At 74.1% G+C, this 22,106-nt stretch carries 24 protein-coding genes; 13 read left to right on the forward strand and 11 right to left on the reverse strand.

Features of this window, described 5'->3' with window-relative positions; translation table 11 throughout:
• Window positions 1-57 precede the first annotated feature (57 nt).
• A complete protein-coding gene (locus Q0858_RS17930; protein WP_299057372.1) occupies window positions 58-738 on the forward strand; it encodes a GntR family transcriptional regulator in 681 nt (226 codons plus the stop codon).
• A 21-nt stretch (window positions 739-759) separates the two neighbouring features.
• Here Q0858_RS17930 and Q0858_RS17935 read toward each other — a convergent pair whose 3' ends face one another.
• Both Q0858_RS17935 and Q0858_RS17940 read right to left on the reverse strand, forming a co-directional pair.
• Window positions 760-1,512, reverse strand: coding sequence for a GAF and ANTAR domain-containing protein (locus Q0858_RS17935; protein WP_299057375.1), 753 nt, complete (start codon window positions 1,510-1,512; stop codon window positions 760-762).
• Complete coding sequence (locus Q0858_RS17940) at window positions 1,509-2,309, reverse strand: GAF and ANTAR domain-containing protein (protein WP_299057377.1); 801 nt, start codon at window positions 2,307-2,309, stop codon at window positions 1,509-1,511. Before Q0858_RS17940 ends, Q0858_RS17935 begins: the two co-directional genes overlap by 4 nt.
• A gap of 213 nt (window positions 2,310-2,522) precedes the next feature.
• Here Q0858_RS17940 and Q0858_RS17945 point away from each other — a divergent pair, with 213 nt between their 5' ends.
• Both Q0858_RS17945 and Q0858_RS17950 read left to right on the forward strand, forming a co-directional pair.
• A complete protein-coding gene (locus Q0858_RS17945; RefSeq protein WP_299057380.1) occupies window positions 2,523-3,575 on the forward strand; it encodes an NAD-dependent epimerase/dehydratase family protein in 1,053 nt (350 codons plus the stop codon).
• Between the two features lie 55 nt (window positions 3,576-3,630).
• The gene (locus Q0858_RS17950) at window positions 3,631-4,110 is read left to right on the forward strand and encodes a hypothetical protein (protein WP_299057383.1); all 480 of its coding nucleotides are present in this window, start codon (window positions 3,631-3,633) and stop codon (window positions 4,108-4,110) included.
• Window positions 4,111-4,294: 184 nt separating this feature from the next.
• Here Q0858_RS17950 and Q0858_RS17955 read toward each other — a convergent pair whose 3' ends face one another.
• Window positions 4,295-4,906 carry a TetR/AcrR family transcriptional regulator gene (locus Q0858_RS17955; protein WP_299057388.1) on the reverse strand — a complete coding sequence of 204 codons (612 nt, stop codon included), beginning with the start codon at window positions 4,904-4,906 and terminating at the stop codon, window positions 4,295-4,297.
• A 147-nt stretch (window positions 4,907-5,053) separates the two neighbouring features.
• Between Q0858_RS17955 and Q0858_RS17960 the strand changes: the two genes are divergently transcribed.
• Genes Q0858_RS17960 through Q0858_RS17970 form a run of 3 tightly spaced genes read left to right on the forward strand, consistent with a single transcriptional unit; the run spans window position 5,054 to window position 9,011 of the window.
• Window positions 5,054-5,842: an SDR family oxidoreductase gene (locus tag Q0858_RS17960; protein ID WP_299057391.1), complete on the forward strand. Its 789-nt coding sequence runs from the start codon at window positions 5,054-5,056 to the stop codon at window positions 5,840-5,842.
• 7 nt (window positions 5,843-5,849) lie between these two features.
• Window positions 5,850-7,439, forward strand: a complete 1,590-nt coding sequence (locus Q0858_RS17965; protein WP_299057394.1) for an AMP-binding protein — start codon at window positions 5,850-5,852, stop codon at window positions 7,437-7,439.
• 54 nt (window positions 7,440-7,493) lie between these two features.
• Window positions 7,494-9,011: an AMP-binding protein gene (locus tag Q0858_RS17970; RefSeq protein ID WP_299057397.1), complete on the forward strand. Its 1,518-nt coding sequence runs from the start codon at window positions 7,494-7,496 to the stop codon at window positions 9,009-9,011.
• 4 nt (window positions 9,012-9,015) lie between these two features.
• Here Q0858_RS17970 and Q0858_RS17975 read toward each other — a convergent pair whose 3' ends face one another.
• The 4 genes from Q0858_RS17975 to Q0858_RS17990 form a co-directional block, all read right to left on the reverse strand.
• Window positions 9,016-9,423: an SgcJ/EcaC family oxidoreductase gene (locus tag Q0858_RS17975; RefSeq protein ID WP_299057399.1), complete on the reverse strand. Its 408-nt coding sequence runs from the start codon at window positions 9,421-9,423 to the stop codon at window positions 9,016-9,018.
• Between the two features lie 68 nt (window positions 9,424-9,491).
• Window positions 9,492-10,064, reverse strand: a complete 573-nt coding sequence (locus Q0858_RS17980) for a GNAT family N-acetyltransferase (RefSeq protein WP_299057402.1) — start codon at window positions 10,062-10,064, stop codon at window positions 9,492-9,494.
• Between the two features lie 3 nt (window positions 10,065-10,067).
• The gene (locus Q0858_RS17985) at window positions 10,068-11,060 is read right to left on the reverse strand and encodes a catalase family peroxidase (protein ID WP_299057405.1); all 993 of its coding nucleotides are present in this window, start codon (window positions 11,058-11,060) and stop codon (window positions 10,068-10,070) included.
• Between the two features lie 82 nt (window positions 11,061-11,142).
• Window positions 11,143-11,331 (reverse strand): hypothetical protein, encoded by a 189-nt coding sequence (locus Q0858_RS17990; RefSeq protein WP_299057410.1) that lies wholly within the window; start codon window positions 11,329-11,331, stop codon window positions 11,143-11,145.
• Window positions 11,332-11,388: 57 nt separating this feature from the next.
• On the opposite strand from Q0858_RS17990, the gene rraA reads away from it, so the two are divergent.
• Window positions 11,389-11,880, forward strand: a complete 492-nt coding sequence (rraA, locus tag Q0858_RS17995; protein WP_299057413.1) for a ribonuclease E activity regulator RraA — start codon at window positions 11,389-11,391, stop codon at window positions 11,878-11,880.
• Window positions 11,881-11,892: 12 nt separating this feature from the next.
• On the opposite strand, the gene Q0858_RS18000 is transcribed toward rraA, so the two are convergent.
• Window positions 11,893-12,246 carry a nuclear transport factor 2 family protein gene (locus Q0858_RS18000; RefSeq protein ID WP_299057416.1) on the reverse strand — a complete coding sequence of 118 codons (354 nt, stop codon included), beginning with the start codon at window positions 12,244-12,246 and terminating at the stop codon, window positions 11,893-11,895.
• An 81-nt stretch (window positions 12,247-12,327) separates the two neighbouring features.
• Between Q0858_RS18000 and Q0858_RS18005 the strand changes: the two genes are divergently transcribed.
• Both Q0858_RS18005 and Q0858_RS18010 read left to right on the forward strand, forming a co-directional pair.
• A complete protein-coding gene (locus tag Q0858_RS18005) occupies window positions 12,328-13,140 on the forward strand; it encodes a MerR family transcriptional regulator (RefSeq protein ID WP_299057418.1) in 813 nt (270 codons plus the stop codon).
• 37 nt (window positions 13,141-13,177) lie between these two features.
• On the forward strand, window positions 13,178-14,032 hold the full coding sequence (locus tag Q0858_RS18010) for a DNA-formamidopyrimidine glycosylase family protein (protein WP_299057420.1): 855 nt from the start codon (window positions 13,178-13,180) through the stop codon (window positions 14,030-14,032).
• Window positions 14,033-14,389: 357 nt separating this feature from the next.
• On the opposite strand, the gene Q0858_RS18015 is transcribed toward Q0858_RS18010, so the two are convergent.
• Together Q0858_RS18015 and Q0858_RS18020 are read right to left on the reverse strand one after the other, a co-directional pair.
• On the reverse strand, window positions 14,390-15,583 hold the full coding sequence (locus tag Q0858_RS18015) for a 4-hydroxybenzoate 3-monooxygenase (RefSeq protein WP_299057422.1): 1,194 nt from the start codon (window positions 15,581-15,583) through the stop codon (window positions 14,390-14,392).
• Between the two features lie 154 nt (window positions 15,584-15,737).
• Entirely contained in the window at window positions 15,738-16,205 is a 468-nt protein-coding gene (locus tag Q0858_RS18020) for a DinB family protein (protein ID WP_299057424.1), read from the reverse strand.
• Between the two features lie 90 nt (window positions 16,206-16,295).
• Here Q0858_RS18020 and Q0858_RS18025 point away from each other — a divergent pair, with 90 nt between their 5' ends.
• On the forward strand, window positions 16,296-17,237 hold the full coding sequence (locus tag Q0858_RS18025; protein WP_299057426.1) for an NADP-dependent oxidoreductase: 942 nt from the start codon (window positions 16,296-16,298) through the stop codon (window positions 17,235-17,237).
• A gap of 176 nt (window positions 17,238-17,413) precedes the next feature.
• On the opposite strand, the gene Q0858_RS18030 is transcribed toward Q0858_RS18025, so the two are convergent.
• Entirely contained in the window at window positions 17,414-18,592 is a 1,179-nt protein-coding gene (locus tag Q0858_RS18030) for an ROK family transcriptional regulator (RefSeq protein WP_299057429.1), read from the reverse strand.
• Window positions 18,593-18,728: 136 nt separating this feature from the next.
• Here Q0858_RS18030 and Q0858_RS18035 point away from each other — a divergent pair, with 136 nt between their 5' ends.
• Genes Q0858_RS18035 through Q0858_RS18045 form a run of 3 tightly spaced genes read left to right on the forward strand, consistent with a single transcriptional unit; the run spans window position 18,729 to window position 21,804 of the window.
• Complete coding sequence (locus tag Q0858_RS18035) at window positions 18,729-19,988, forward strand: extracellular solute-binding protein (protein ID WP_299057431.1); 1,260 nt, start codon at window positions 18,729-18,731, stop codon at window positions 19,986-19,988.
• On the forward strand, window positions 19,985-20,947 hold the full coding sequence (locus Q0858_RS18040) for a carbohydrate ABC transporter permease (RefSeq protein ID WP_299057433.1): 963 nt from the start codon (window positions 19,985-19,987) through the stop codon (window positions 20,945-20,947). Before Q0858_RS18035 ends, Q0858_RS18040 begins: the two co-directional genes overlap by 4 nt.
• Window positions 20,944-21,804, forward strand: coding sequence for a carbohydrate ABC transporter permease (locus Q0858_RS18045; protein WP_299057436.1), 861 nt, complete (start codon window positions 20,944-20,946; stop codon window positions 21,802-21,804). The genes Q0858_RS18040 and Q0858_RS18045 overlap by 4 nt, the downstream gene beginning before the upstream one ends.
• Window positions 21,805-22,106: the final 302 nt, after the last annotated feature.

Genomic DNA, 22,106 nt, shown 5'->3' on the forward strand with positions numbered 1-22,106 from the left:
GATTGCATGCAATTCCGAGGAGCGGTCCCCACCCTCGGCCGGTGCTAGGTTCCGGGCATGACGACGGTGACCCCCGGCGGGGAGGTGTCGGGACGACGGTCCGCCGACGACACCTACGCCGCGATCCGGCAGGAGATCCTGCGCGGCGAGCGGGCCGCCGGCGAGTGGCTGCGCGAGGAGGACCTCGCCGCCTCCCTCGGGGTCAGCCGGACGCCGGTCCGTGAGGCCCTCCGGCGGCTCGCCAGCGAGGGGCTCGTGCGCCACGAGCGGCACCGCGGCGTGCAGGTCGAGAGCTGGAGCCTGGCCGACCTCGACGAGATCTTCAGCCTGCGCTCGGTCCTCGAGCCGTGGGGCTGCGCCCTCGCCGCCACCTCGGGGCTGGCCGACCTCGACGCCCTGCGCGACCTGGCCGACCGCATGGACGCCGCCGCCCTCGGCGCGTCACCGGACCTGGACGAGATCACCCGGCTCAACAACGGCTTCCACGGCGAGGTCCTCGCGGCGTCCGGCAACGGGCGCCTCGTGCAGCTCGTCGCCACGGTGGTCGCCGTACCGATCGTGTGGCGGACGTTCTCCCACTACTCCCCCGCGGCCATGCGCCGCAGCCTCGCCCACCACCACGAGCTCGTGGACGCCCTGGCCGCCCAGGACCCGGCCTGGGCCGAGTCGGTCATGCGCTCCCACGTCCGCGCCGCCCGGGCGACCCTGGTCGACCAGGACCCCGACCCTGCCACCTGAGCGCGTCACGGGACCTAGGGCTCAGGGCAGGATGCGCCCCTCGCGGGCGTGGTCGAGCACCGTCGCGAACGGCAGCTCGCGGGCGACGATCTCGCCTGCGACGTCGCTGAGCTTGCGGCCGTGGTCGCGGGAGTAGCGGCGCAGGACGGTGAAGGCGACGTCCATCTCGAGCCCGCCGGCGTGGGCCAGCACGCCCTTGGCCTGCTCGACCACGACCCGGCTGCTCAGGGCGTGCTGCAGCTGGGCGTTGACCGTGGCACGGTCGTGGGCGGAGCGCTCGTTGACGATCGCGACGCTGGCCACGTGGACGAGCGCCTGGGCGAGGGCGAGATCCTCCTCGCCGAGTGCGCCGGCCTCGTCACCGAAGAGTCCGAGGGTGCCGAGCACGTTGTCCTTCAGCCGCATCGGCAGGGCGTGGACGGACCGGAAGCCCACGATCTCCGCGGCACGGCAGAACTCCGGCCACCGCGCGGTCTCCGCGTCCAGGTCGGGGGTGAGGACGGCACGCTGCTCGCGGTAGCAGTCCAGGCACGGCCCCTCGTCGCGCTGCAGCTGGAACACCTCGAGGTGGTGGGTCCGCTCGGAGGAGGACGCGACGAGGTGGAGGGTGTCCGCGCCGTCGGCGAGCAGCAGGCCGGCCGAGGAGATCCCGAGCAGGCGGGCACAGCTCGCAGTCAGCTGCGCGAGCATCTCGACGACGTCGTAGTCGTCGACGAGCTCGTTGGACAGCTGCACGAACGCAGCGATGATCTCGCGCTCCCTGGACTCGTTCACGGCGTGCTCCCGCCCGGCCTGGACGACCCCGGCGACCCGGGTCTGTCGTCGCGGTCGAGCACCAGGCGGCGCTCGATGATCGCCCTGGCCACCTCGGTGGCGGTCAGGCCGCTGCTGATCGCGTGGGCCCGCAACCGGAGCAGGGCCTCGTCGGCGTCGACGTCCAGGGCGGAGATCAGCATCCCGGTGGCCTGGTAGACCTCGACCCGGTCCATCTCGGAGGTGCCACCGTCGGCGTCCCGACGTGTGAGGGGGTCGTCCTCGGCGCCGTCCTGCCGGCCGGCCTCCGCGGCGACGTCCTCGGCCAGCAGGTCGAGCAGCGGCGCGGTCGCGAGCTCGGCGGCGAGGTGCGCGCCTGCGAGGACCAGGTCGTCCAGGGGGCCCGGACGCACACGGTAGAGGTCCAGCGCGCCGACGCACTCGGAGGTGACGACGATCGGGACGGCGAAGACCCCCCGGATGCCGTCGGAGAGCACGGCGTCGCGGAAGGCGGGCCACCGGCGCTCGGAGAGGGCCTCGAGGTCGGGGACGAGCACCGGCGACCCCTGGGTCACCGCGTCGAGGCACGGCCCCTCGCCGAAGGTGAACTGGTACTCGTCGAGCCGGCGGCTGGTCTCGTTGCTGGAGCCGAAGGTCCCCGACGACGCTCCGTCGAGGATCACCGACATCGCAGCGCCGTCGACGTCCAGCACGCCCACGCAGGTGGCGCACAGGGCGTCGGCGGTGGACAGGCCGGGGGCGGCGCTCGACAGCGACGCGTTGAGCTCCGACCTGATCGCGTCCAGGGACATCGTCATCCGGACCCCTCCTGGTCGTGGGTCGGGCCACCCGGCCGTACGACCGCGTCCCGGCCACCCTAGTCCGCCGGACCCCTGTCCCCGCCATTCGTGGTCGGCTAGCCTGGACGTTCTTCGTGGTGTTGCCCCGGACCCGGCGACCTGCGGCGCGCAGTGCGCGCCCGGCCGTGTCCTGGGGGGGCGGCCGGGCACGTCCGCTCGGAAGGATCCGCCATGAGGATCGCGATCACCGGCGCCACCGGGACCCTGGGCACGGCTCTCGTCCGTCGGCTCCTCGCCGCCGACGCCCGCACCGAGATCATGGGGCTGGCGCGGCGTCTGCCCGTCGGCACCACCGCCCGGAGTGCCGGGCAGGGGCGGCTGCGGTGGACGACCGTCGACCTCGGGGACGAGACCTGTGTCCCCCGGCTGCGGGCAGCGTTCTACGACGTCGATGCCGTGGTCCACCTGGCGTGGGGACACAGCCCCGCGGACCGGACGTCGCGCCTCGAGCGGGTCGGTGTCGGCGGCACCGGGCGCGTCATGGCCGCCGCGACGAGCCAGCGGGTGCCGCACGTCGTCCACCTGTCCTCGGCCGCCGCCTACTCCCCCAAGGTCGACGACCGCCCCGTCGGGGAGGCCTACCCCACCGGCGGCATCGACGGGTCGGCGTACAGCCGGCACAAGGTCGCCGTCGAGCGGCTGCTCGACGACGAGCACCCGGGTCTCCGGGGCCCCGCGGGCGGCAGCGGCCCGCCCGCCGTGACCCGGATGCGGCCGGGGTTCGCCGGCCACCACCCGTCCTCCGGCGACCGGGCGCCCGGGCGGCGAGCGGTCGGCTGGCTGCCCCTGCTGCCGCTGGACCGCCTCCTGGTCCTGCCGGTGGTCCACCCGGACGACGTCGCCGACGCCGTCGTCCGTGCGCTGGTACGGCGCGCGGCGGGCTCGTTCAACCTCGCCGCCCCGCTCCCCGTGACACCGCCGATCATCGCCGCGGCGCTGGGCGGTCGGGCCGTCCACGTGCCGGCCGGGATCGTGCGTGCGGTCGCCGCCGCCTCGTGGTGGAGCCGGGTGCACCCGATCGACCCGGGATGGGTGGACCTCGCGATGCAGGTCCCGCTGCTCGACACCGGGCGCGCCGAGGCCGAGCTCGGGTGGAGCCCGGTCCACGGCGCCGAGGCGGTGCTCAGCGGGCTGCTGGCCACCCTGCGCCCGACCCCCGCCGCCGGTCCGCGGACCGAGCACCGGACGGGGGTCGACGCCGGTCACGGCACTGACCTACGGTGATCCCTCCCGTCGTCCCGGACCCCGACGTGAGCCCACTCGTCCTCGAGGGGTCCCGATGCTCGCACCCGCTCCCCGCTCGCTCCGGCTCGTGCCGTCCGCGTTCGACCCGCTCCACGCGCTCGGGCTGCTCGACGCCCACGGCGACGACCTCCTCGCCCTCGCACGGCTCGTGGCCGGGGACATCGAGGTCGCCCGCGTCGTCGTCGCCGACGTGCTCCACTCGGCGTCCGTCGAGGGGGCGCCGTCCCGCGCTCGCACCCGGGGGGCGCTGGCCACGGCGACGTTCCACGGCTGCCGCGCCGTCGTCGAGGTGGCGTCGGGGAGCGCGGGGGCCGCCGACCTCCCGCCGTCGCCGCACCCCGTCGACCGGCTCGCCCGCACCAGCGACCAGCAACGCTGCGCGGTCGCGCTCCACCTCCACGGCCACCTGACCGCGCTGCAGATCGCGATCCTGCTCGACCTCTCCCCCGGCGCGGTGGAAGACCTGCTGCGCGCCGCGCTCGGCGAGCTCTCCGCCGTCCGGCGGCCGACCTAGGGCGTGTCTCTCCATGTCTGGCCCGTCGCGAGCGGCGCCTGGCGCCTCGCGTCGCAAGGCGGAGGAGGGAGGCGGCCCGGGTTTGGCCGCCGACTGACGAGAACGCAGCGAGGCGACGCGCCAGGGGTCGCGTAGCAGGCCACGACATGGGGAGACATGCCCCAGCGCCCAGGCTCAGGCGCCGTCAGACCAGCAGGGTCGGCAGGACGCGGCGGACCTCGGCGTCGAGGTCGACCAGGGCGTCGTCGCGGCCCACCAGGTGGCCCAGCAGGGCCTGCTGGAAGACCCCGTCCAGCAGCCCGTACGCCGCCCGGGGGCCGAGCGCCGGCGCCGCGCCGGCGAGGTCGGCGTACCGCGCGACGACGCGCCACACCATCTCCTCCAGCGTCGCGTCGATCGCGAGGACCGCCTCCCGCAGCTCGGCGGTGAACATCGTCTGGGCGCGCAGGTCGTACCAGAGCCGGTGCATCGGGGCCTCGTCGAGGATCGTCCGCACCAGGGCGTCCGCGAAGGCCGCCGCCAGCCCGTCGGCGCTCGCGGCGTCGTCGACCACCCCGTCGTAGCGGTGCACGCAGGTCGCCTTGTACTGCCGCACGCAGGAGACGATCAGGTCGAGCTTGTCGTGGAAGTAGTAGTGGACGACGCCGTGCGAGAACTCCGAGCTCTTCGCGATCTCGCGCAGGCTCGCCCGGGCGTAGCCGAGCTCGCCGAGCGTCGTCAGGGCCGACGCGGCCAGCGCGCGGCGGCGCTCCTCGTGCTTCTCCGCCGGCGTACGACGGGTGGCCGCGGTCGTCATGCGTCGGACGGTACCCGCGCCCCGCCGTCCGCCGGATCAACGTCTTGACAACTGTCCAGAGGACCGTTGACACCCGCCGCGGCGCTCGGCTTGTGTGAGGCGCACCACACAGGGATCGGACCCACCCGCGGACGCCAAGGAGCCCCCATGACCTCACTCGACCTGACCGGACGACGCGCGCTCGTGACAGGGGCCGCGCAGGGCCTCGGCGAGGGCATGGCCCGCGCGCTGGCCGCCGCGGGCGCGACCGTCGTCGTCGCCGACGTGCAGGACGAGCTCGGCGGCAAGGTCGCCGAGTCGGTCGGCGGGCACTTCGTGCACCTCGACGTGACCGACGAGTCCTCCTGGGAGGCCGCGGTGGGCTCGGCCGTCGAGCAGGCCGGGGGCCTCGACGTCCTCGTCAACAACGCCGGCGTCGAGATCAGCGACCTGATCATGAACGTCGACCCCGACGACGTCCGGAGGATGCTCGAGGTCAACGTGCTGGGCACGACGCTCGGCATCAAGCACGCCTTCCGCACCATGGGGCCGGGCGGCGCGGCCGGGGCCGGCGGCGTCGTCATCAACGTCTCGTCGGTCGCCGCGACCATCGCCTTCCCGGCCATCTCGGCGTACTCGGCCACGAAGTCGGCCGTCGACCGCCTCACCCGGGTCGCGGCGATGGAGTCCGGCAAGCTCGGGCTCGGCATCCGCGTGAACTGCGTCTACCCCGGGCTCGTGCCCACCGAGATGGGCGCCGGCCTCGCGAACGACATGGCGCGCCTCGGGCTGTTCGGCTCCGCCGAGGAGGCCGTCGGCGCCGTTGTCGAGCTCACCCCGTCGGGACGGCTCGGCACCGTCGAGGACATGGCGGACGCCGTGGTGTTCCTGGCCTCGGACGCGGCGAAGTTCGTCAACGGCATCGGCCTGCCGGTCGACGGCGGCATGGGGATGTGATCCGGGCTTGAGCAGCGGCTCGGCCCGGCTGGTCGACCACCTCGACAAGGGGGCCTCGCTCGGCGGCGACGCACCCTGCCTGGTCTGCGACGGCGAGACGTGGACCTACGACGAGGTCGTCGGGATCACCCACCGCGTCGCCGGGGCCCTGCACGCCCACGGCGTCGGACCGGGAGCGAAGGTGGCGGTGCTGTCGGCCAACGACCCCGTCGCCTTCGCGACCGTCCTCGGGATCAGCCGCGCCGGTGCCGTCTGGTGCCCGGTCAACCCGCGCAACGAGGCCGCGGAGAACCGCGAGCTGCTCGACCTCTTCGACTGCTCGGCGCTGGTCTTCACGGCGGCGTACGCCGACCTCGTCGACGCGATCCGCGGCGACCTGCCGGCGATCACGACCCTGGTGTGCCTCGACGGCGAGGTGGGGTGGGCGCTGACGTGGGAGGCGTTCCTCGCCACGGGTCCGGCCGCCGGCCCGAACGAGGTCGTGGACGTCGTGCCGGACGACGACCTCGCGATGCTCGTCGGCACGGGCGGGACGACGGGTCGCCCGAAGGGCGTGATGCTCACCCGGACCAACCTCGAGACGATGACGGCGCTCACCCTGATGAGCTATCCGTGGCCGACCCTGCCGGCGCGGCCGACGTACCTCGCGCTCGCGCCGCTCACCCACGCCGCCGGGGTGCTGTGCTTCCCGGTGCTGGCCTCGGGCGGGTCGATCGTGGTGATGCGCGCGCCCGACGTGGGCGGGTTCCTCGCCCGGATCGCCGAGCACCGGGTGACCCACACGTTCCTGCCGCCGACGCTGGTCTACATGGTGCTCGACCACCCCGACGCCGCCGCGACGGACCTGTCGAGCCTCGAGTGCTTCTGGTACGGCGCCGCCCCGATGTCGACCCGCCGCCTCACCGACGCCCTCGAGCGGGGGTGGCCGATGGCGCAGCTGTTCGGCCAGACCGAGGCGCCGATGATGATCTCGGTGATGCCGCCGGCCGACCACTACGACGCCGACGGCGCCATCGCGACCGCGCGGCTGTCGTCGGCCGGGCGCCCCACGCCCCTGGTCACCGTGGGGCTGATGGACGACGGCGGCCGCCTGCTCGCGCCCGGCGAGCGCGGCGAGATCGTCGTCCGGGGCTCGCTGGTGATGCGCGGCTACTACCGCGACGAGGCCGCGACGGCCGAGGCGTCGGCGTACGGCTGGCACCACACGGGCGACATCGGCTTCCTCGACGAGGAGGGCTTCCTGCACATCGTCGACCGGGCGAAGGACATGGTCATCACCGGCGGCTTCAACGTGTACTCCACCGAGGTCGAGCAGGCGCTGATGGCGCACCCGGCCGTCGCGGACTGCGCCGTCGTGGGGCTGCCCGACGAGAAGTGGGGCGAGCGCCTGACCGCCGTCCTGCAGCTGCGGGCCGGCGCCGAGGGCTCTCTGGGCTCCGCGGTCGACGTCGCCGAGGTGCAGGCGTTCGTGAGGGCCCGGATCGGGAGCGTGAAGACCCCGAAGCAGGTCGAGGTGTGGGCCGACCTGCCGCGCTCGAAGGTCGGCAAGGTGCTGAAGACGGAGATCAAGAAGCAGCTGGGGTCCACGGGCGGGTAGACGGGAGGGGGTAGACCTGAGGGGCACGCAGCCCCCCGCGAACGGAGCACCGTCATGAGCAACCTGGCCGACGCCGTCCTCGCCCACGCCGCGGACGACCCCACCCGGGTCGCCGTCCGCGTCGGGCAGCACGACGTGTCGTACGGCGAGCTGCGGGACCTGGTCGCCACGGTCGCCGGGCGGGTCGCCGGCGCCGGGGTCTCCCCCGGCGACCGGGTCGTGCTCGTCGCGCCGACGGGCGCGGAGTTCGTCGCGGCCTACTACGGCCTGCACGCCGCCGGCGCCGTCGTGATCACGATGAACGTCATGGCGACCGCGCCCGAGGTCGACCACGTGCTGGCCGACTCCGGCGCCCGCCTGGTCGTGGCCTGGCACGCCGCCGCCGACGCCGCGAGGTCGGCGGCGGGCGAGCGGGGGCTGCCGGTGTGGACCCTGACGCCGCTCCCGCAGTGGGGCGAGGAGTGGACCGGCGCGACCCCGCTGGCCGAGCCCGTGGACCGCGCCGACGACGAGACCGCGATCATCATCTACACCTCCGGGACGACCGGGGTCCCGAAGGGCGCCGAGCTCGCGGTCGGGGGCATCGCGGCGCTCGTCGACGCGGCGCGCCACCAGCTGCGCTTCGACCCGGCCGTCGACCGCAACGGCACCGCGCTGCCGCTGTTCCACGTCTACGGGCAGCTGATGGTCATGCACATCGCTGTCTCGCTCGGCACCCCGGTCTCGCTGCTGCACCCCTTCGACGCGGCCGGGATGATCGCGATGATCCGCGACCACCGCCTGACGTTCGTCGCGGGCGTGCCGGCCATGTGGATCGCGATGCTGCACGTCCCCGGTGACGCCGGCCGCAAGGACCTGGCCACCCTCCGGGCGGCGTCCTCCGGCGGCGCCCCGCTGCCCGCCGAGGTCATCGACGCCTTCGAGCGACGTTTCGGCGTCCGGATCCGGGAGGGCTACGGCCTGTCCGAGACCTCGGGCTGGGCGACGTCCACACCCTCGGACGCCGACGCGAAACCGGGCACCGTCGGGCGCGCCGTCCACGGCATGCAGCTCGAGGTGCGGGACGCCGGGGGCCGGGCGGTGCCCACCGGCGAGGTCGGCGAGGTGTGGGTCAAGGGCCCCATCGTGATGAAGGGCTACTGGAACCGCCCCGAGGCGACCGCCGAGGTGCTCCGCGACGGCTGGCTGCGCACCGGCGACCTCGGCACGCTGGACGCCGACGGCGAGCTCCGGATCGTCGACCGCCTCAAGGAGATGATCATCCGCGGCGGCTACAACGTGTACCCGCGCGAGGTCGAGGAGGTCCTCCACGCCCACCCCGACATCGTGGAGGCCGCCGTCGTCGGCGTCCCCGACCCGACCCGCGGCGAGGAGGTCGCCGCCGCGGTCGTGCTCCGTGACGGCGCCACCCTGGACGCCGACGAGCTGCGCCGGTGGGCCAAGGAGCGGCTCAGCGCCTACAAGGTCCCACACCTCGTGCAGGTGCTTCCTGCCCTGCCGAAGGGACCGTCGGGGAAGATCCTCAAGCGCGCGATCGACCGTGAGGGGCTGCGGACGGCGCCCCCGACCTGATCGGCTACTCAGCGTTGGGGGTGAGGTCCGGGAACGAGTGGTGCTCGTGGGTGACCACCCAGCGGCCGCCCCGCTTCACCAGGCCGACGGTGAGGCGCAGCCGGAGGTCGGGATCCGCGGCGAGCTCGCCGGGCTCGCCGCAGCGCAGGAGCGCGACGGCGAACGCGACGTCGGTGCCGCAGGTGACGTCCAGGCGGGTGATCTCGAAGACCGCGCCCGCGCTCTGCCAGGCGAAGAACGGCGGCCACGTCGCGCGGTAGGCGTCGATCCCGCGCACCCCGTCCCGCGGCGGCGGGACGTCGTACATCACCAGGTCGTCGGCGTGGTCGGCCGCGACCGCCTCGAGGTCGCCACCGTGCACCGCGACGGCCCACCGCTCGATCAGGTCCCGGATCCGCTGCTCGTCGTCCATGGGAGTACCGACCCCGCGACGGGTCCGATCTCATCGGCGCCCGCGGGCCGGGCCGGGCAGGGTGAGAGTCAGACGCTCAGCCGCATCACCCAGCGCCACTTCGCGATGCGGCGGTCGCGGGTGAAGCCGAAGCCGGCGTACAGCTCCTCCGGGCCGGTGTGGAGGTAGGCGCCACGCTGGGGCTTCCGGTCCTCGGTCTGCTCCGGGTACGCCTCGACCACTCCCCCGCCGGCCGCACGGATCTCGGCGAGCACGCCACGCACCGCCGCGCGGGCGACACCACGGCCCCGGTGCTTGCCGGCGGTGAACACGCAGCCGATCCGCCAGTCGGGCGGCTCCCCCGCGCCCTTCTCGTACGCCGCCGCGTTCTTGATCCGCGACACCTCGCCCGGAGGTCCCCACTGGCACCAGCCGACGGCGGCGTCCACCCCGTCGACCCGGTCGTACACGAGCAGCTGGTGGACGGTGCCGGCCTCGGTGCGGGCGCGCTTGCGCTCGCGGTTCTCCTCCGGCGAGGCGCCGAAGCCCTCCGGGTGGAACCCGATGCACCAGCAGCCGCCCCACACGCCGCGGTGGGCGTCGACCAGCGCGGCGAAGTCGGCCCACGTGTCGGGCGTCAGGAGCGCGGTCGAGTACGACACGGCTCAGCGCAGGTGCATCGGGCACGCCGAACCGCTGCGTCGGCGCACCGACTCGGCGTACACGAAGGAGCGGATACGCAGGATCGGGTCGTCGGAGGGCTCGATGCCGTCGATCAGGCGCATCGGGTCGTGCATCAGAACGTCGCCGCCGGTCTCGCGGGTCTCGTCCTTGCCGGTGATCTCGATCGCGCCCATGTCGACCCACTCCCGGTCGGCGGGCCACGCCTTGCTGGCGTCGGTGGTCTGGTCCTCGTCGGCGGCGAGCTGGGCCATCACCCGGTAGGTGATCGGCAGCTCGTCCACGACGCCGGCCATGAGGTAGTCGGGGTCGGCGGTGGTCCACTCGGCCTCCGGGAGGCTGTGCTCGCCGGCGTCGGGGACGAGCTTCCAGCGGACCCACTGCCCCTCGCCGGCCGCGTCGACGAGCCGGAACGCGTTGAGGGAGTGGAAGACCATCGTGGCCCAGCTCTGCGGCGGGGCGCCGACGGTGTCGACAATCGCGCCGGCGGCCGCGACGTCCGGGTGCTCGGCGAGGAAGCGCTCGGTCGCCTCCGGGCCCTCGTGCTGGGCTCGCAGCAGGTCGCGGAAGTGCTCGGGGGTGCCGGCCGGGAAGACCGGCCAGTCCTGGCAGACCAGGTCGGTACGACGACCGTCGTCCAGGTAGAACTTCACGGCCATGCCGCGCGGGTCGCCCTGGGTGGTGTCCGGGCCGTCGCTGCCCGGGTCCGCGCTGGGGAAGCCGTTGGAGTAGCGGACCGTGACGCGCACCGGGTCGCCCTGCAGGTGCGTCGCGCGGCTCAGCTCCCGCGCGCGGGGCGTCGCGGTGAAGGTCCCCTCCATCACGACGCCCTTGTGGTGGGTGACCCGCTGGCCGTCGGGCGACCCGAGCACCTCCACGACGGTGTCGGTGAGGTCGAGTGCCAGGGCCTGCATGTCCGCGTTGGACGCGTCAGGGGTGGCGGCGCTGCGAGGGGTGCTGTCGTGGGTCACGGTCATGACGGGCTCCGGAGAGGTGAGGGGTGTGGCGATTCTCACCCCGGCACAGCGGAGCCACAAGCAACCTGACCTGTGCGCTCGATCAACCCTCGGCCGAGCGGGACGGGCAGCCGGCGTTCGTGCACACCCGGACGTCGGGCCCGTCGTCGGCGGTGCCGACGACGCCGTCCTGCGGACCCACGGGCCCGTCGGGCTCCGTCACCGCACCCGGGTGGGCCTCGAGACGCACCTCGGCGCCGCAGACGGAGCAGGGGCGGTGGTCGGCGTACACGTCTCGCAGGCTACGCAGGCGCAGGGCGGGCCTGTCGAGTCGTGGTGGAGTGGTGCCATGAGCGCCCCCGAGACGTCCACCGACCTCGTCCCCACCGCCGACCTCGTCGACACCCACGGCGAGGCGCTGGAGTCCTGCGACCTCCAGCTGCGCCGCCTCGGCCGTCGCGACCGCTTCTCCGGCGAGATCGTCACCGTGCGGTGCTTCCAGGACAACGCGCTGCTCAAGGCGGTCCTCGGCGAGCCGGGCCACGGCAAGGTGCTCGTCGTGGACGGCGGCGGCTCGGTGCACACCGCGCTGGTCGGCGACATGATCGGCGACCTCGCCGTGCAGAACGGCTGGGAGGGGCTCGTGATCCACGGCGCCGTCCGGGACTCCGCCCAGCTCGACGCGCTCGACCTCGGCGTGAAGGCGCTCGGCACCAACCCGCGGAAGTCCTCGAAGGACGCGACCGGTGAGCGGGACGTCGTCGTGGAGTTCGGCGGCGCCGTCTTCACCCCCGGCCGCACCCTGGTCAGCGACGAGGACGGGATCGTCGTCCTGCCCTGAGGCCCGGCCCGCTCAGGGGGCGATCGCGAGCTCGGTGACGAGGCCGTCGGCGAGCGCGAACCGGTAGCGCAGGTCCGCGACCCCGCCCGGGAAGTCGCCCTCGAGGTGGAGGACGGCGACCCAGCGCTCACCGTCGGGGTCGTCCACGCGCTCGGCGCCGACGACGTCGGTCGTGTAGGTGAACTCGGTCCCGGCGTCGCGGAGCCAGGGCCGGATCTCGTCGTGGCCGCGCAGGGTCCGGCCCTCGTCGGTGACGATGGCGTCCAGGGCGAAGGCGCGGAGTGCGCGCTCGTCCCGGGCGACGTGGGCCGGGAGGAAGTCGCGGACGACGGCGGGCAGCTGGTCGGTGTCGATCGGTGTGGTCATGACGTCGACGGTGGGGCGTCCCGCGCGGGGAGGGTCAACACGGTGGACCCTCACCCGGGGAGAGGGTGCACACTCGCCGACGTGCTCGCGATCGGCGACTTCTCCCGTCTGACCCACCTCAGCGTGCGGACGCTGCGGCGCTACCACGAGGCCGGCCTGCTCGTGCCCGCCCGCGTGGACGCCGCGACCGGCTACCGGTCCTACGACCCCGACCAGATCCCGACCGCGCAGGTTATCCACCGGCTGCGGGAGCTGGACGTCCCGCTGCCCGACGTGCGACGGGTGGTGGAGTCCCCCGACCCGGAGGAGCGGGCCGCCCTGGTCGCGCGTCACCTGCGGCGCCTCGAGGCCGAGCTGGACCGCACCCGCGCCGCCGTGTCGTCCCTGCGTCGGCTGCTCGACCCCGAGCCCGCCCCGCTCGCCGTCGAGCTGCGCGCGGTCGGTGAGCAGACCGTGGCCGCGGTCGCCGCCGAGGTGGACGCCGGCGACGTCCCGGCCTGGTACGCCGGCGCGATGGCCGAGCTCGCGGCGGTACTCACCGCCGACGGCGCGGACGCCGGGCCCGGCGGACCCGCGGGCGGGGTCTACGACAACGCGCTGTTCGAGGAGGGCCGCGGCCGGGCCGTCGTCCACCGTCCCTGCCCGGACCCGCCGCGGCGGGGTCGGGTCCACCCGCTGACCCTGCCCGCGGTCGAGCTGGCCGTGGCCACCCACGTCGGGCCGCACGACGCCTCCGACGTCACCTACGGCGAGGTCGGCCGCTGGCTCGTCGACAACGCCCTGACCGTGGCCGGGCCGGTGCGCGAGACGTACCTCGTGGGCCCACCGGACACCGACGACCCGGCGGCGTGGCGCACCGAGGTCGGCTGGCCGGTGTTCCGGGTCGTCCCCTGAGCCGGGTCGCGTTGGACCGACCCGTGATGATCGGCGGGTGCCCGAAGGCCACAGCATCCACCGCCTCGCCGGGCGCCACCGCCGGCTCCTGCGCGACCGCACGGTCGCCGCGTCCAGCCCCCAGGGGCGGTTCGTCGAGGGGGCCGCGCTGATCGACGGCGCCCGGCTGGTCGCCACCGAGGCCTGGGGCAAGCACCTGTTCCACCACTACGCCGACGACGCCGGGTCCGAGCCGCTCGTGCTGCACGTGCACCTCGGCCTGTACGGGAAGTTCCGCGAGGGGACGGGCGAGCCCGACGAGCCGCGCGGCGCCCTGCGCCTGCGGCTGCTCTCCCGGGACCCGGACGACGCCGACGACGTCCGCTGGCTCGACCTGCGCGGACCGACGGCGTGCGAGCTGCTGACGCCGCCGGAACGGGAGGCGATCCTCGCCCGCCTCGGCCCGGACCCGCTGCGGAGGGGCACCGACCCCACGCCCTTCGTCGACCGGCTGGGGCGCAGTCGGGCGCCGCTGGGGACGCTGCTGATGGACCAGTCCGTCGTCGCCGGGATCGGCAACGTCTACCGCGCCGAGATCCTCTTCCGCCACGGCCTCGACCCGCACCTGCCCGGCCGCGAGGCCGACCCCTTCACGCTGCTGGCCGCCTGGAGCGACCTCGTCGACCTCATGCGGGCCGGCGTCCGGTCGGGCCGGATCGTCACCACCGAGCCGGACCACCGGGAGCGGTACGCCGGCCGCGCCCGTCGTACGGACGCCCACTACGTGTACGGCCGCGACGGCCTGCCCTGCCGGGTCTGCGGCGCGGAAGTCGTCGCCGCGCAGCTCGCCGCGCGCAGGTTGTTCTGGTGCCCGTCCTGCCAGCCCCCGGGCGGGGGCCGGCGGGCCATCTGAGCCTCGGCTGGTCGAGCAGCACAAGGCTCCGGAGGTCGAGGTGCCCCGGGCCCTGGCGAGGGGCCACGAGACCCCGCGCGGCGGTCGGCGGTCGCTGTGACAGCGAGGTGGTCGAGCAGCACGCGAGCCCCCGGCGAGCGCGCGTCGTCGAGACCCGGCGAGCCGCCACGGCTGAGCGCGGCTTGTGCCGCGGATTCATCGCGCCATCACGGATCGATCCGCGGCACAGCGGTCTCGACGACGCGGACTCGCTGCGCTCGTCTGCTGCTCGACCACCTGAGGAGCCGACGCGGACTCGCCGGCGCAAGTCAGCTGCTCGACCGCCTGTTCCGTCCCCGCTGGTCGCGGCTCCGTCGGTCAGCGGGCGCCGGGCCAGCCGGTGTAGGCCTCGGCGAGGTACGTCGACCCGGCCGTCGAGGAGCTGATCAGGGCCAGCTCGCCCTCCTGGCGCCGTACGTCGAAGGGGCTGGCGTCGGGGAGCGTGTGGAGCATGGTCGTCATCCAGTACGAGAAGTGCTGGGTCTTCCAGACCCGGGCCAGCGCGCGCTCGCTGTAGGTCTCCAGCGGGGCGGGGTCACCCTTCGCGATGACGCGCTCGAGCTCCTCGGCCAGCACCCGGACGTCGGCGAGGGCGAGGTTGAGGCCCTTGGCGCCGGTGGGCGGCACGGTGTGGGCGGCGTCGCCGGCGAGCACGAGGCGGCCGTGGTGCATCGGCTCCTGCACGAAGCTGCGGAACGGCAGCACGCTGCGGGAGGTGATGGGGCCCTCCTTCAGGGTGTAGCCGTTGGCACCGAGCCGGCCCTGGAGCTCCGACCAGATGCGGTCGTCGGACCAGTCGTCGACGTCCTCGGAGGGGTCGCACTGGAAGTACATGCGCTGCAGGGTCTCGGTGCGCGAGCTGATGAGCGCGAACCCGGCCGGGGAGTGGTTGTAGATCAGCTCGGGCGCGGACGGCGGCGCCTCGGTCAGGATCCCGAACCAGGCGAAGGGATATTCGCGGAAGTACTGCTGCCGCGACGCCTCCGGCACCTGAGCACGGCAGTGGCTGCGGGAGCCGTCCGCCCCGACCACGACGTCGGCGACGAGCTCGACCGCGGTGCCGTCGGCGTCGGTGAACAGCACCCGCGGCGTGTCGCTCTCGATGTCGTGGACGCTCACGTCGCTGACCCCGAACCGGACGTCGCCGCCGTCGCGGGCGCGGGCGTCGGCGAGGTCGACGAACACGTCGGTCTGCGGGTAGAGCTGCGTCGAGGCGCCGACGAGGCCCTGGAAGTCGACGCGGTGGCTGACCCCGCCGAAGGCCAGCTCGATGCCGTCGTGGCGGTAGCCGTCGCGCAGCACGCGGTCGGAGACCCCGGACTCGACGAGGACGTCGACGGACTCCTGCTCGAGGATCCCGGCGCGGTGGGTCTCCTCGATCTCCCGCCGCGTCCTCACCTCGAGCACGACGGACTCGATGCCGGCCCGGGCGAGGAGGTGGGTGAGCAGCAGCCCCGCGGGGCCGCCGCCGACCACGGCGACCTGGGTGCGAGTGCGTGTGGTGGGGGTCACGGGACCACGGTGCCCCGCCGGCGGTCCGTCGTACGAGGGGGGGCTTCCGCTGGACGGAAGTCCGCCGACCGGCGTCGGTCACGGGCGGGCTGAGCCCGACCCCCGTGTCACGCGGAGTCGCCACTGCACACGGGCCCGGCGACCCGGCGGCTCGTCAGGACCGCGCGGCCAGCACCTGCTCGCGGAGGATGTCGGCGTGGCCGCTGTGGTGGGCCAGCTCGCGCAGCACCTGGAGCCGGAGCGCCCACACCGTGCGCGATCCCTTGCCGGTGACCTCGTCGTCCATCTCCAGGTCGGCGAGACGGCGGCGGGAGTCCTCGCCGGCGGCGCGGTAGGCCTCCTGCACCGACGCGATGGTGTCCTCCTTCCGGAGCGCGAAGGAGCGGGTCGGCGTCGACGCCACCCCGAGGTCCCTCAGCGCGGCGCCGGTGACGGCCTGGTCGAACCAGACGCGCTCGACGTACGTCACGTGCTTGACGAGTCCGAGCAGCGTCGTCGCCGAGGGCACCAGCCGTCGCCGTGCCTCCTCCTCGGTGAGCCCGTGGAGACTCGCCAGCAGGTGCGTGCGGTACTCGTCGAGGAGCTCGTCGAGCCGTCCTTCGAGGTCGTCGGTCCACGTCATGCGTCCAGCCTCGCCCGACGGGCCCCGGATGCGCACGTCGTGTTGCCGGTGCGGCAACCCGGCTGACCGCCCCTCGGGTAGACCGGGGACATGCGAGCCATCGGAGTGACCGAGTACGGCGGGCCCGAGGCCCTGCACGAGCTGGACGTCCCCGCGGAGGACCTCGGACCGCACCAGGTGCGCGTCCGGGTCGCCACGGCGGCGGTGAACCCGACGGACACCGTCCTGCGGTCGGGGGCCCGCGCCGACGGTCCGACCGCCCCCTCCCCCGGTGCCGTGCCGGGCATGGACGTCGCGGGCACGGTCGTCGAGGTGGGTGACCGCGTCGAGGGCCTCGCCGAGGGCAACCGGGTGATGGGCGTTGTCGTCCCCGACGGACCGCACGGCGGCTACCGCGAGGACCTCGTCCTGTCCGCGCGGTCGGTGACGCCCGTCCCGGACTCGCTGTCCGACGCGGAGGCCGCGAGCCTGCCCATGAACGGGCTCACCGCGATGTTCGCGCTCGACCTGCTCGCGCTCGAGCCCGGTCAGGTCCTCGCCGTGACCGGAGCCGCCGGCGCGTTCGGCGGGTACGCCGTCCAGCTGGCCGTCGCCCGCGGCCTCCGGGTCGTCGCCGACGCGAAGGAGGGCGAGGAGGAGCTCGTGCGCGGTCTCGGCGCGGACGTGGTCGTCCCGCGGGGCGACGGGGTCGTCGACGCGGTGCTGGCCAAGTTCCCCGACGGCGTCGACGGCCTGGCCGACGGGTCCGTGCAGGACGCCGCGGTGCTCCCGATGGTGCGGGAGGGCGGGTCGGTGGCGACCGTCCGCGGGTGGGCCGGTGACGGGTCTCGTGGCCTGCGGGTGCACCCGGTCTGGGTGCGCGAGGTCCACGAGCGCCGCGACTGGCTGGACGAGCTGGTGCGCCTCGCCGTCACCGGCGAGCTGACCCCCCGCGTGGCCGACGTCGTCCCCGCGTCGCAGGCCGCCGACGCCCACCGCCGACTCGAGGCCGGTGGCGTGCGCGGGCGGCTCGTGCTGGACCTCAACGCCTGAACCAGCACCCCGGCGCCTGCTCTGCTGTGGCGGACGACGGGACCAAGGGCGCCGAACCGGTCGCGACAGGCCCGATCGCCGGCCTTCGTCCCGTTCTCCCCGACAGAACCGCGCCCGCGGGACGGAGGATGGTTCGTCACCGGGTTTCGAGGTTCCTCGCTGGCGCTCGTCACACCTCAACCACCGAGGACGACGTCCACGTGGGCAGGGTCGAGCGCGAGCTCGACGACGGCCGTGGCGGCGCCCTTGAGGGCGGCGTCGTCGCCGTAGCGGGCCGCCTCCAGGCGGACGTGCCGGCTCGCGGCGGGGACGGCGGCGCGGTAGAGGCCCTCGCGCAGGCCCGCGACGAGGTGGTCACCGCCGTCGGCGAGGTAGCCCCAGACGACCACGACGTCCGGGTTCAGCAGGTTCACGGCCCCGGCGAGCACCTCGCCGATCCGGCGGCCGGCCTCGCGGACGGCGTGGATGGCCTCGACGTCGCCCCCGGCCGCGAGCGCCGCCACCTGCCGTGCCGAGGCCACCTCGTGGCCGGCGGCGGCGAGGTCACGGGCGAGGGCACCCCCGCTGGCGACCGCGTTGAGGCACCCGGCGTTGCCGCACACGCAGGGGGCGTCCGCGCCCGCGACGGCCGTGTGGCCGATCTCGCCCGCGATGCCGCTGCCGCCCCCCACACTGCGGCCGTCGACCACCACGCCGCACTCGACGACGGTGCCGACCTTCAGGCCGAGCAGGACGGACGCGCCGGGGTGGAAGCTCCGCTGCTCGGCACTCGCGAGCAGGCTGACGGCGCGGTCGACGCAGATCGGGACGTCCCAGGTCTCCGCCAGCAGCGCACGGACGCCGTACGGCGACCAGGCGGCGGGCGCCGTCGTGCCCCCGGGGGCGGACTCGAGCTCGATGCGCCCCGGCAGGCCGACGCCGACCCCGGCGACGTCGTCGCGGGTGCGTCCGGTGGCGAGCAGGGAGTCGTCGAAGAGCCGCTGCACGTGGTCCACCAGCGCCCGCGGCCCCTCCCCGACGGCGACGTCCGCGGTGACGGTGTGCAGGATCCCGCCGGCCAGGTCGGTGACACCGACGCGCATCCCGCTCATGCCGACCTGCGCGACGAGGGCGACCCGTGCCGTGGGGTCGAAGCGGAACACCGACGCCGGGCGACCGCGGCCCTGGGCGGGGGCGAGCTCAGCGCTCACCAGCCCACGGCCGACCAGGAGGTCGACCCGCTCGGAGACCGTCGAGCGCGCGAGACCCATGGCCGCCGCGAGCTCGGCGATGGTCGTGGCGGAGCCGTTGCGGATCAGCGCGAGGGTCTCCCCGGCGCGCGAGGTACGGCCGACGAGGTCGGAGGTGAGGCTCACGCGGGCTCCTCGGGACGGCGATCAGGGTGCCAGGAATTTGGGTGTTGACCGATCGTAAGACGGTCGTTGACAGTACGTAACAGCACAATTACGTTGCTCGTCAACATATACCGATCGAGTCCAGTTTGGGGTCCCCATGCGCGTCCGACGACTGTCGATGACCGGCGCCCTCGCCGTCACCGCCTCCCTGGTCCTGGCCTCCTGCGGGGGCGGCTCCGACTCCGAGGAGTCGAGCAGCGGCCCGCAGACGCTGACGATCTGGCACTACTACACCGCCGACGGCCAGATCGCCGCCCTCGAGCGGCAGAACGAGCTCTTCGCCGAGGCCAACCCGGACGTCGAGTTCGAGGTCGTCCAGATCCCCTTCGAGCAGCTGCCCACCCGGCTGCTCTCCACCGCCACCACGCAGGACGGACCCGACATCGTCCTCGACAACGTCGTCGTCGACTTCCCCGCGCTCGCGGGCTCCGGCGTGCTGACGGACCTCACGCCGTACTGGGAGGACTACGCCGACGCCGAGGAGGTCTCCGACTCCTCGGTGTGGCGCCTCGACGACGAGGTCTACAACGTCATGTCGTACACGAACCTGCTCGGCCTCTACTACAACGCCGACATCCTCGACGAGCTCGGCATCGAGCCGCCGCAGACCGTCGACGAGTTCCAGGCCGCGCTCGAGCAGGTGGCCGACGACGGCCAGTACACGCCGCTGACGATGGCCGGCGCCCCGACCGTGGAGGGCGCGTGGATGTACTTCCCGCTGCTGCTCGGCGAGGGCGTCGACTACTGCAACCTCGACCAGGACTCGCTCGAGGGCGCCCTGGGCCGGCTGCAGGGGTGGTCCGAGGACGGGATCCTGCCCCGCGAGGCCGCGAACTGGGACCAGACCGACGCGTGGACGCAGTTCGCCTCCGGCGACGCCGCCTTCGGCATCAACGGCAACTGGAACCTCGGCGCTGCCCCCGACCTGCCGTTCGAGCTCGGCTCGACGCAGTTCCCCGCCGGCAGCGAGGGCAGCCGGGTCTTCCCCGGCGGCGAGGGCCTCGGCATCGGCGCCTTCGCCGACGACCCCGACCTGGCGTGGCAGTACATCGAGGACGCCTGGCTCTCCCCCGAGGCCGGCCTGATCAACTTCGAGGACTCCGGCCAGATCCCGACCCGCGCGGACGTCGCCTCGCAGCCCGAGGTCGCGGACGACGAGCTGGTCGCCCCGTTCGTCGAGGCCGCGAGCAACACCGCGTCGTGGCCGCTGAACGAGGAGACCGCGCAGATGCAGACCGTCATCGGCCAGGTCGGCAGCTCGGTCATCTCCGGTGAGACGGAGGCCGCCGAGGCCGCCGAGCGCGGCGTCACCGGCGTCGAGGAGGCCAAGGAAGAGGGCGGCGGGGGCTGCGAGTGACCTCAGCCGCGAGCACCACCGACTCCGCCGGGGGCCCCTCCCCGGTGGTGGCGAAGGGGCCGGTGCCGGAGGGTCCGGGGGGATCCCGGCGCCGGCTCCCTCGGCCACGGCTGGCGGCGTACCTGCTGCCGGCCGTGGTGGTCTGCGCGGCCCTCGGGGTCTACCCGATCGTGCAGATGGTGCGGATGTCGGTCAGCGACGTCGGCCCCGCCACCCTCATCGCGGACTGGGAGTTCCTCGGCGCCGAGAACTTCCGCGAGGTGCTCGACTCCGACACCTTCTGGCCCGCCGTGAAGGCCACCCTGGTCTTCACCGGCGTCCTGCTCGTGGTCGACCTCGTCATCGGGTACGTCGCCGCCGCGGTGCTGGCGCGCCCCAGCCGGCTCACCAGCGCGGTGCTGTCGCTCATGGTGTTCGTGTGGGCGCTGCCGCCGCTGGTCTCCGGCAGCGTGTGGAAGTTCCTGCTCGCCGGTGACGGCCTGGTGAACTCGACCCTCGAGCTCGTCGGGCTGCCCGCCGTCGACTGGCTCAGCGACCCCGACCTCGCGCTGTGGTCGGTGAGCCTGGTCGCCGCGTGGGCGAGCCTGCCGTTCGCGATCCTCATCATCCGCGGCGGGATGCTCGCCATCCCGAAGGAGGTCCTCGAGGCCGCCTCCCTCGACGGCGCCGGCCCGGTGCGGCAGGCCGTCAGCGTGACCATCCCGCTGCTGCGCCCGACGCTCGCGGTCCTCACGATCCTGGTGGTCCTCTACGCCTTCCGCAGCTTCGACTTCGTCTACGTGATGACCTCCGGCGGCCCCGGCACGGTGACGACGACCCTGCCGTTCCTGGCCTACCAGGAGGCGTTCCGCACCTACTCCTTCGGCATCGGCGCCGCCATCGCCTCGATGCTGATGGTGGTCATCGCCCTGCTCGCCGTCCCCTACGCGTGGGGCGTGCGCAAGGAGGAGAGCGCATGAGCGCCCGGACCGCCACCCGCCCCGCCCTGCGCCGGACGCAGCGCCGGCCGCGCCTCGGCACGCTCGCGGCGCTCCTGCTCGGTGTCGTCTACCTCGTGCCGCTGCTGTGGATCGTGCTGACGGCGCTGAAGTCCGACGAGGTCATCGCCTCGCAGCCGAACGCGATCCTGTTCACCCCGTCGCTGTCGACGTTCTCCGACATCCTCGAGGTCGCCTCGACCTCGGTGTGGACGTCGTTCCGGGTCGCCGCCGCGGTGACGGTGCTGGTGCTCGTGGTGGCCGTCCCGGCGGCGTACGCCCTCGGCCGGCGGACGGGCCCCGTGTGGGCGAAGGTCGTCGCGTGGGTGCTCGCCGGGTTCCTCGTGCTGCAGATGGTGCCGCAGCCGATGGCGGTGATCCCGCTGTACGGGATCCTCGCCGAGTGGCAGCTCGTCAACGACGTGTGGGGCCTCGTGCTCGCCGACGTCGCGCTGCTGGCGCCGTTCGCGGTGCTGCTGATGCGGCCGTTCGTGCTGGGCATCCCCACCGAGCTGTACGAGGCCGCGCAGATGGACGGCGCCTCCGGGTTCCGGACCTTCCGCTCGGTGGTGCTGCCGATGCTGCCCAACGGCATCGCCACCGTCGGCGCGATCGTCTTCATCATCACGTGGGGCGAGTTCATCTACGCCACCACGCTGCTCACCGACCCCGCGCAGCTGCCGGTCTCGGGGCTGCTGGCGCAGCAGACCTCGCTGTACGCGACGAGCTGGAACCGGCTGATGGGTCTCGCGCTGCTGACGTCGATACCGCTGCTCGTCGTCTTCCTCGTCGCCAAGCGGCGCCTCGTCGAGGGCCTGTCGGTGGGGGCGGTCAAGTGAGCCCACGGACCCGGAGGTCGAGGTGCGAGGCCGGCCGCGTCCGAGCCACGAGACCCCGCGACCGGACCCGGGACCCCTCACCGGGTCTCGTGGCTCCTCGCCAGGGCTCGGAGCACCTCGACCACCGAGGGCGGACCGGAGGTCGAGGTGCGAGGCCGGACCGGAGGTCGAGGTGCGAGGCCGGCCACGGCCGAGCCACGAGACCCCGCGACCGGACCCGGGACCCCTCACCGGGTCTCGTGGCTCCTCGCCAGGGCTCGGAGCACCTCGACCACCGAGGGCGGACCGGAGGTCGAGGTGCG

The organism is uncultured Nocardioides sp. (genome assembly GCF_947489365.1).
Taxonomy (GTDB): domain Bacteria; phylum Actinomycetota; class Actinomycetes; order Propionibacteriales; family Nocardioidaceae; genus Nocardioides.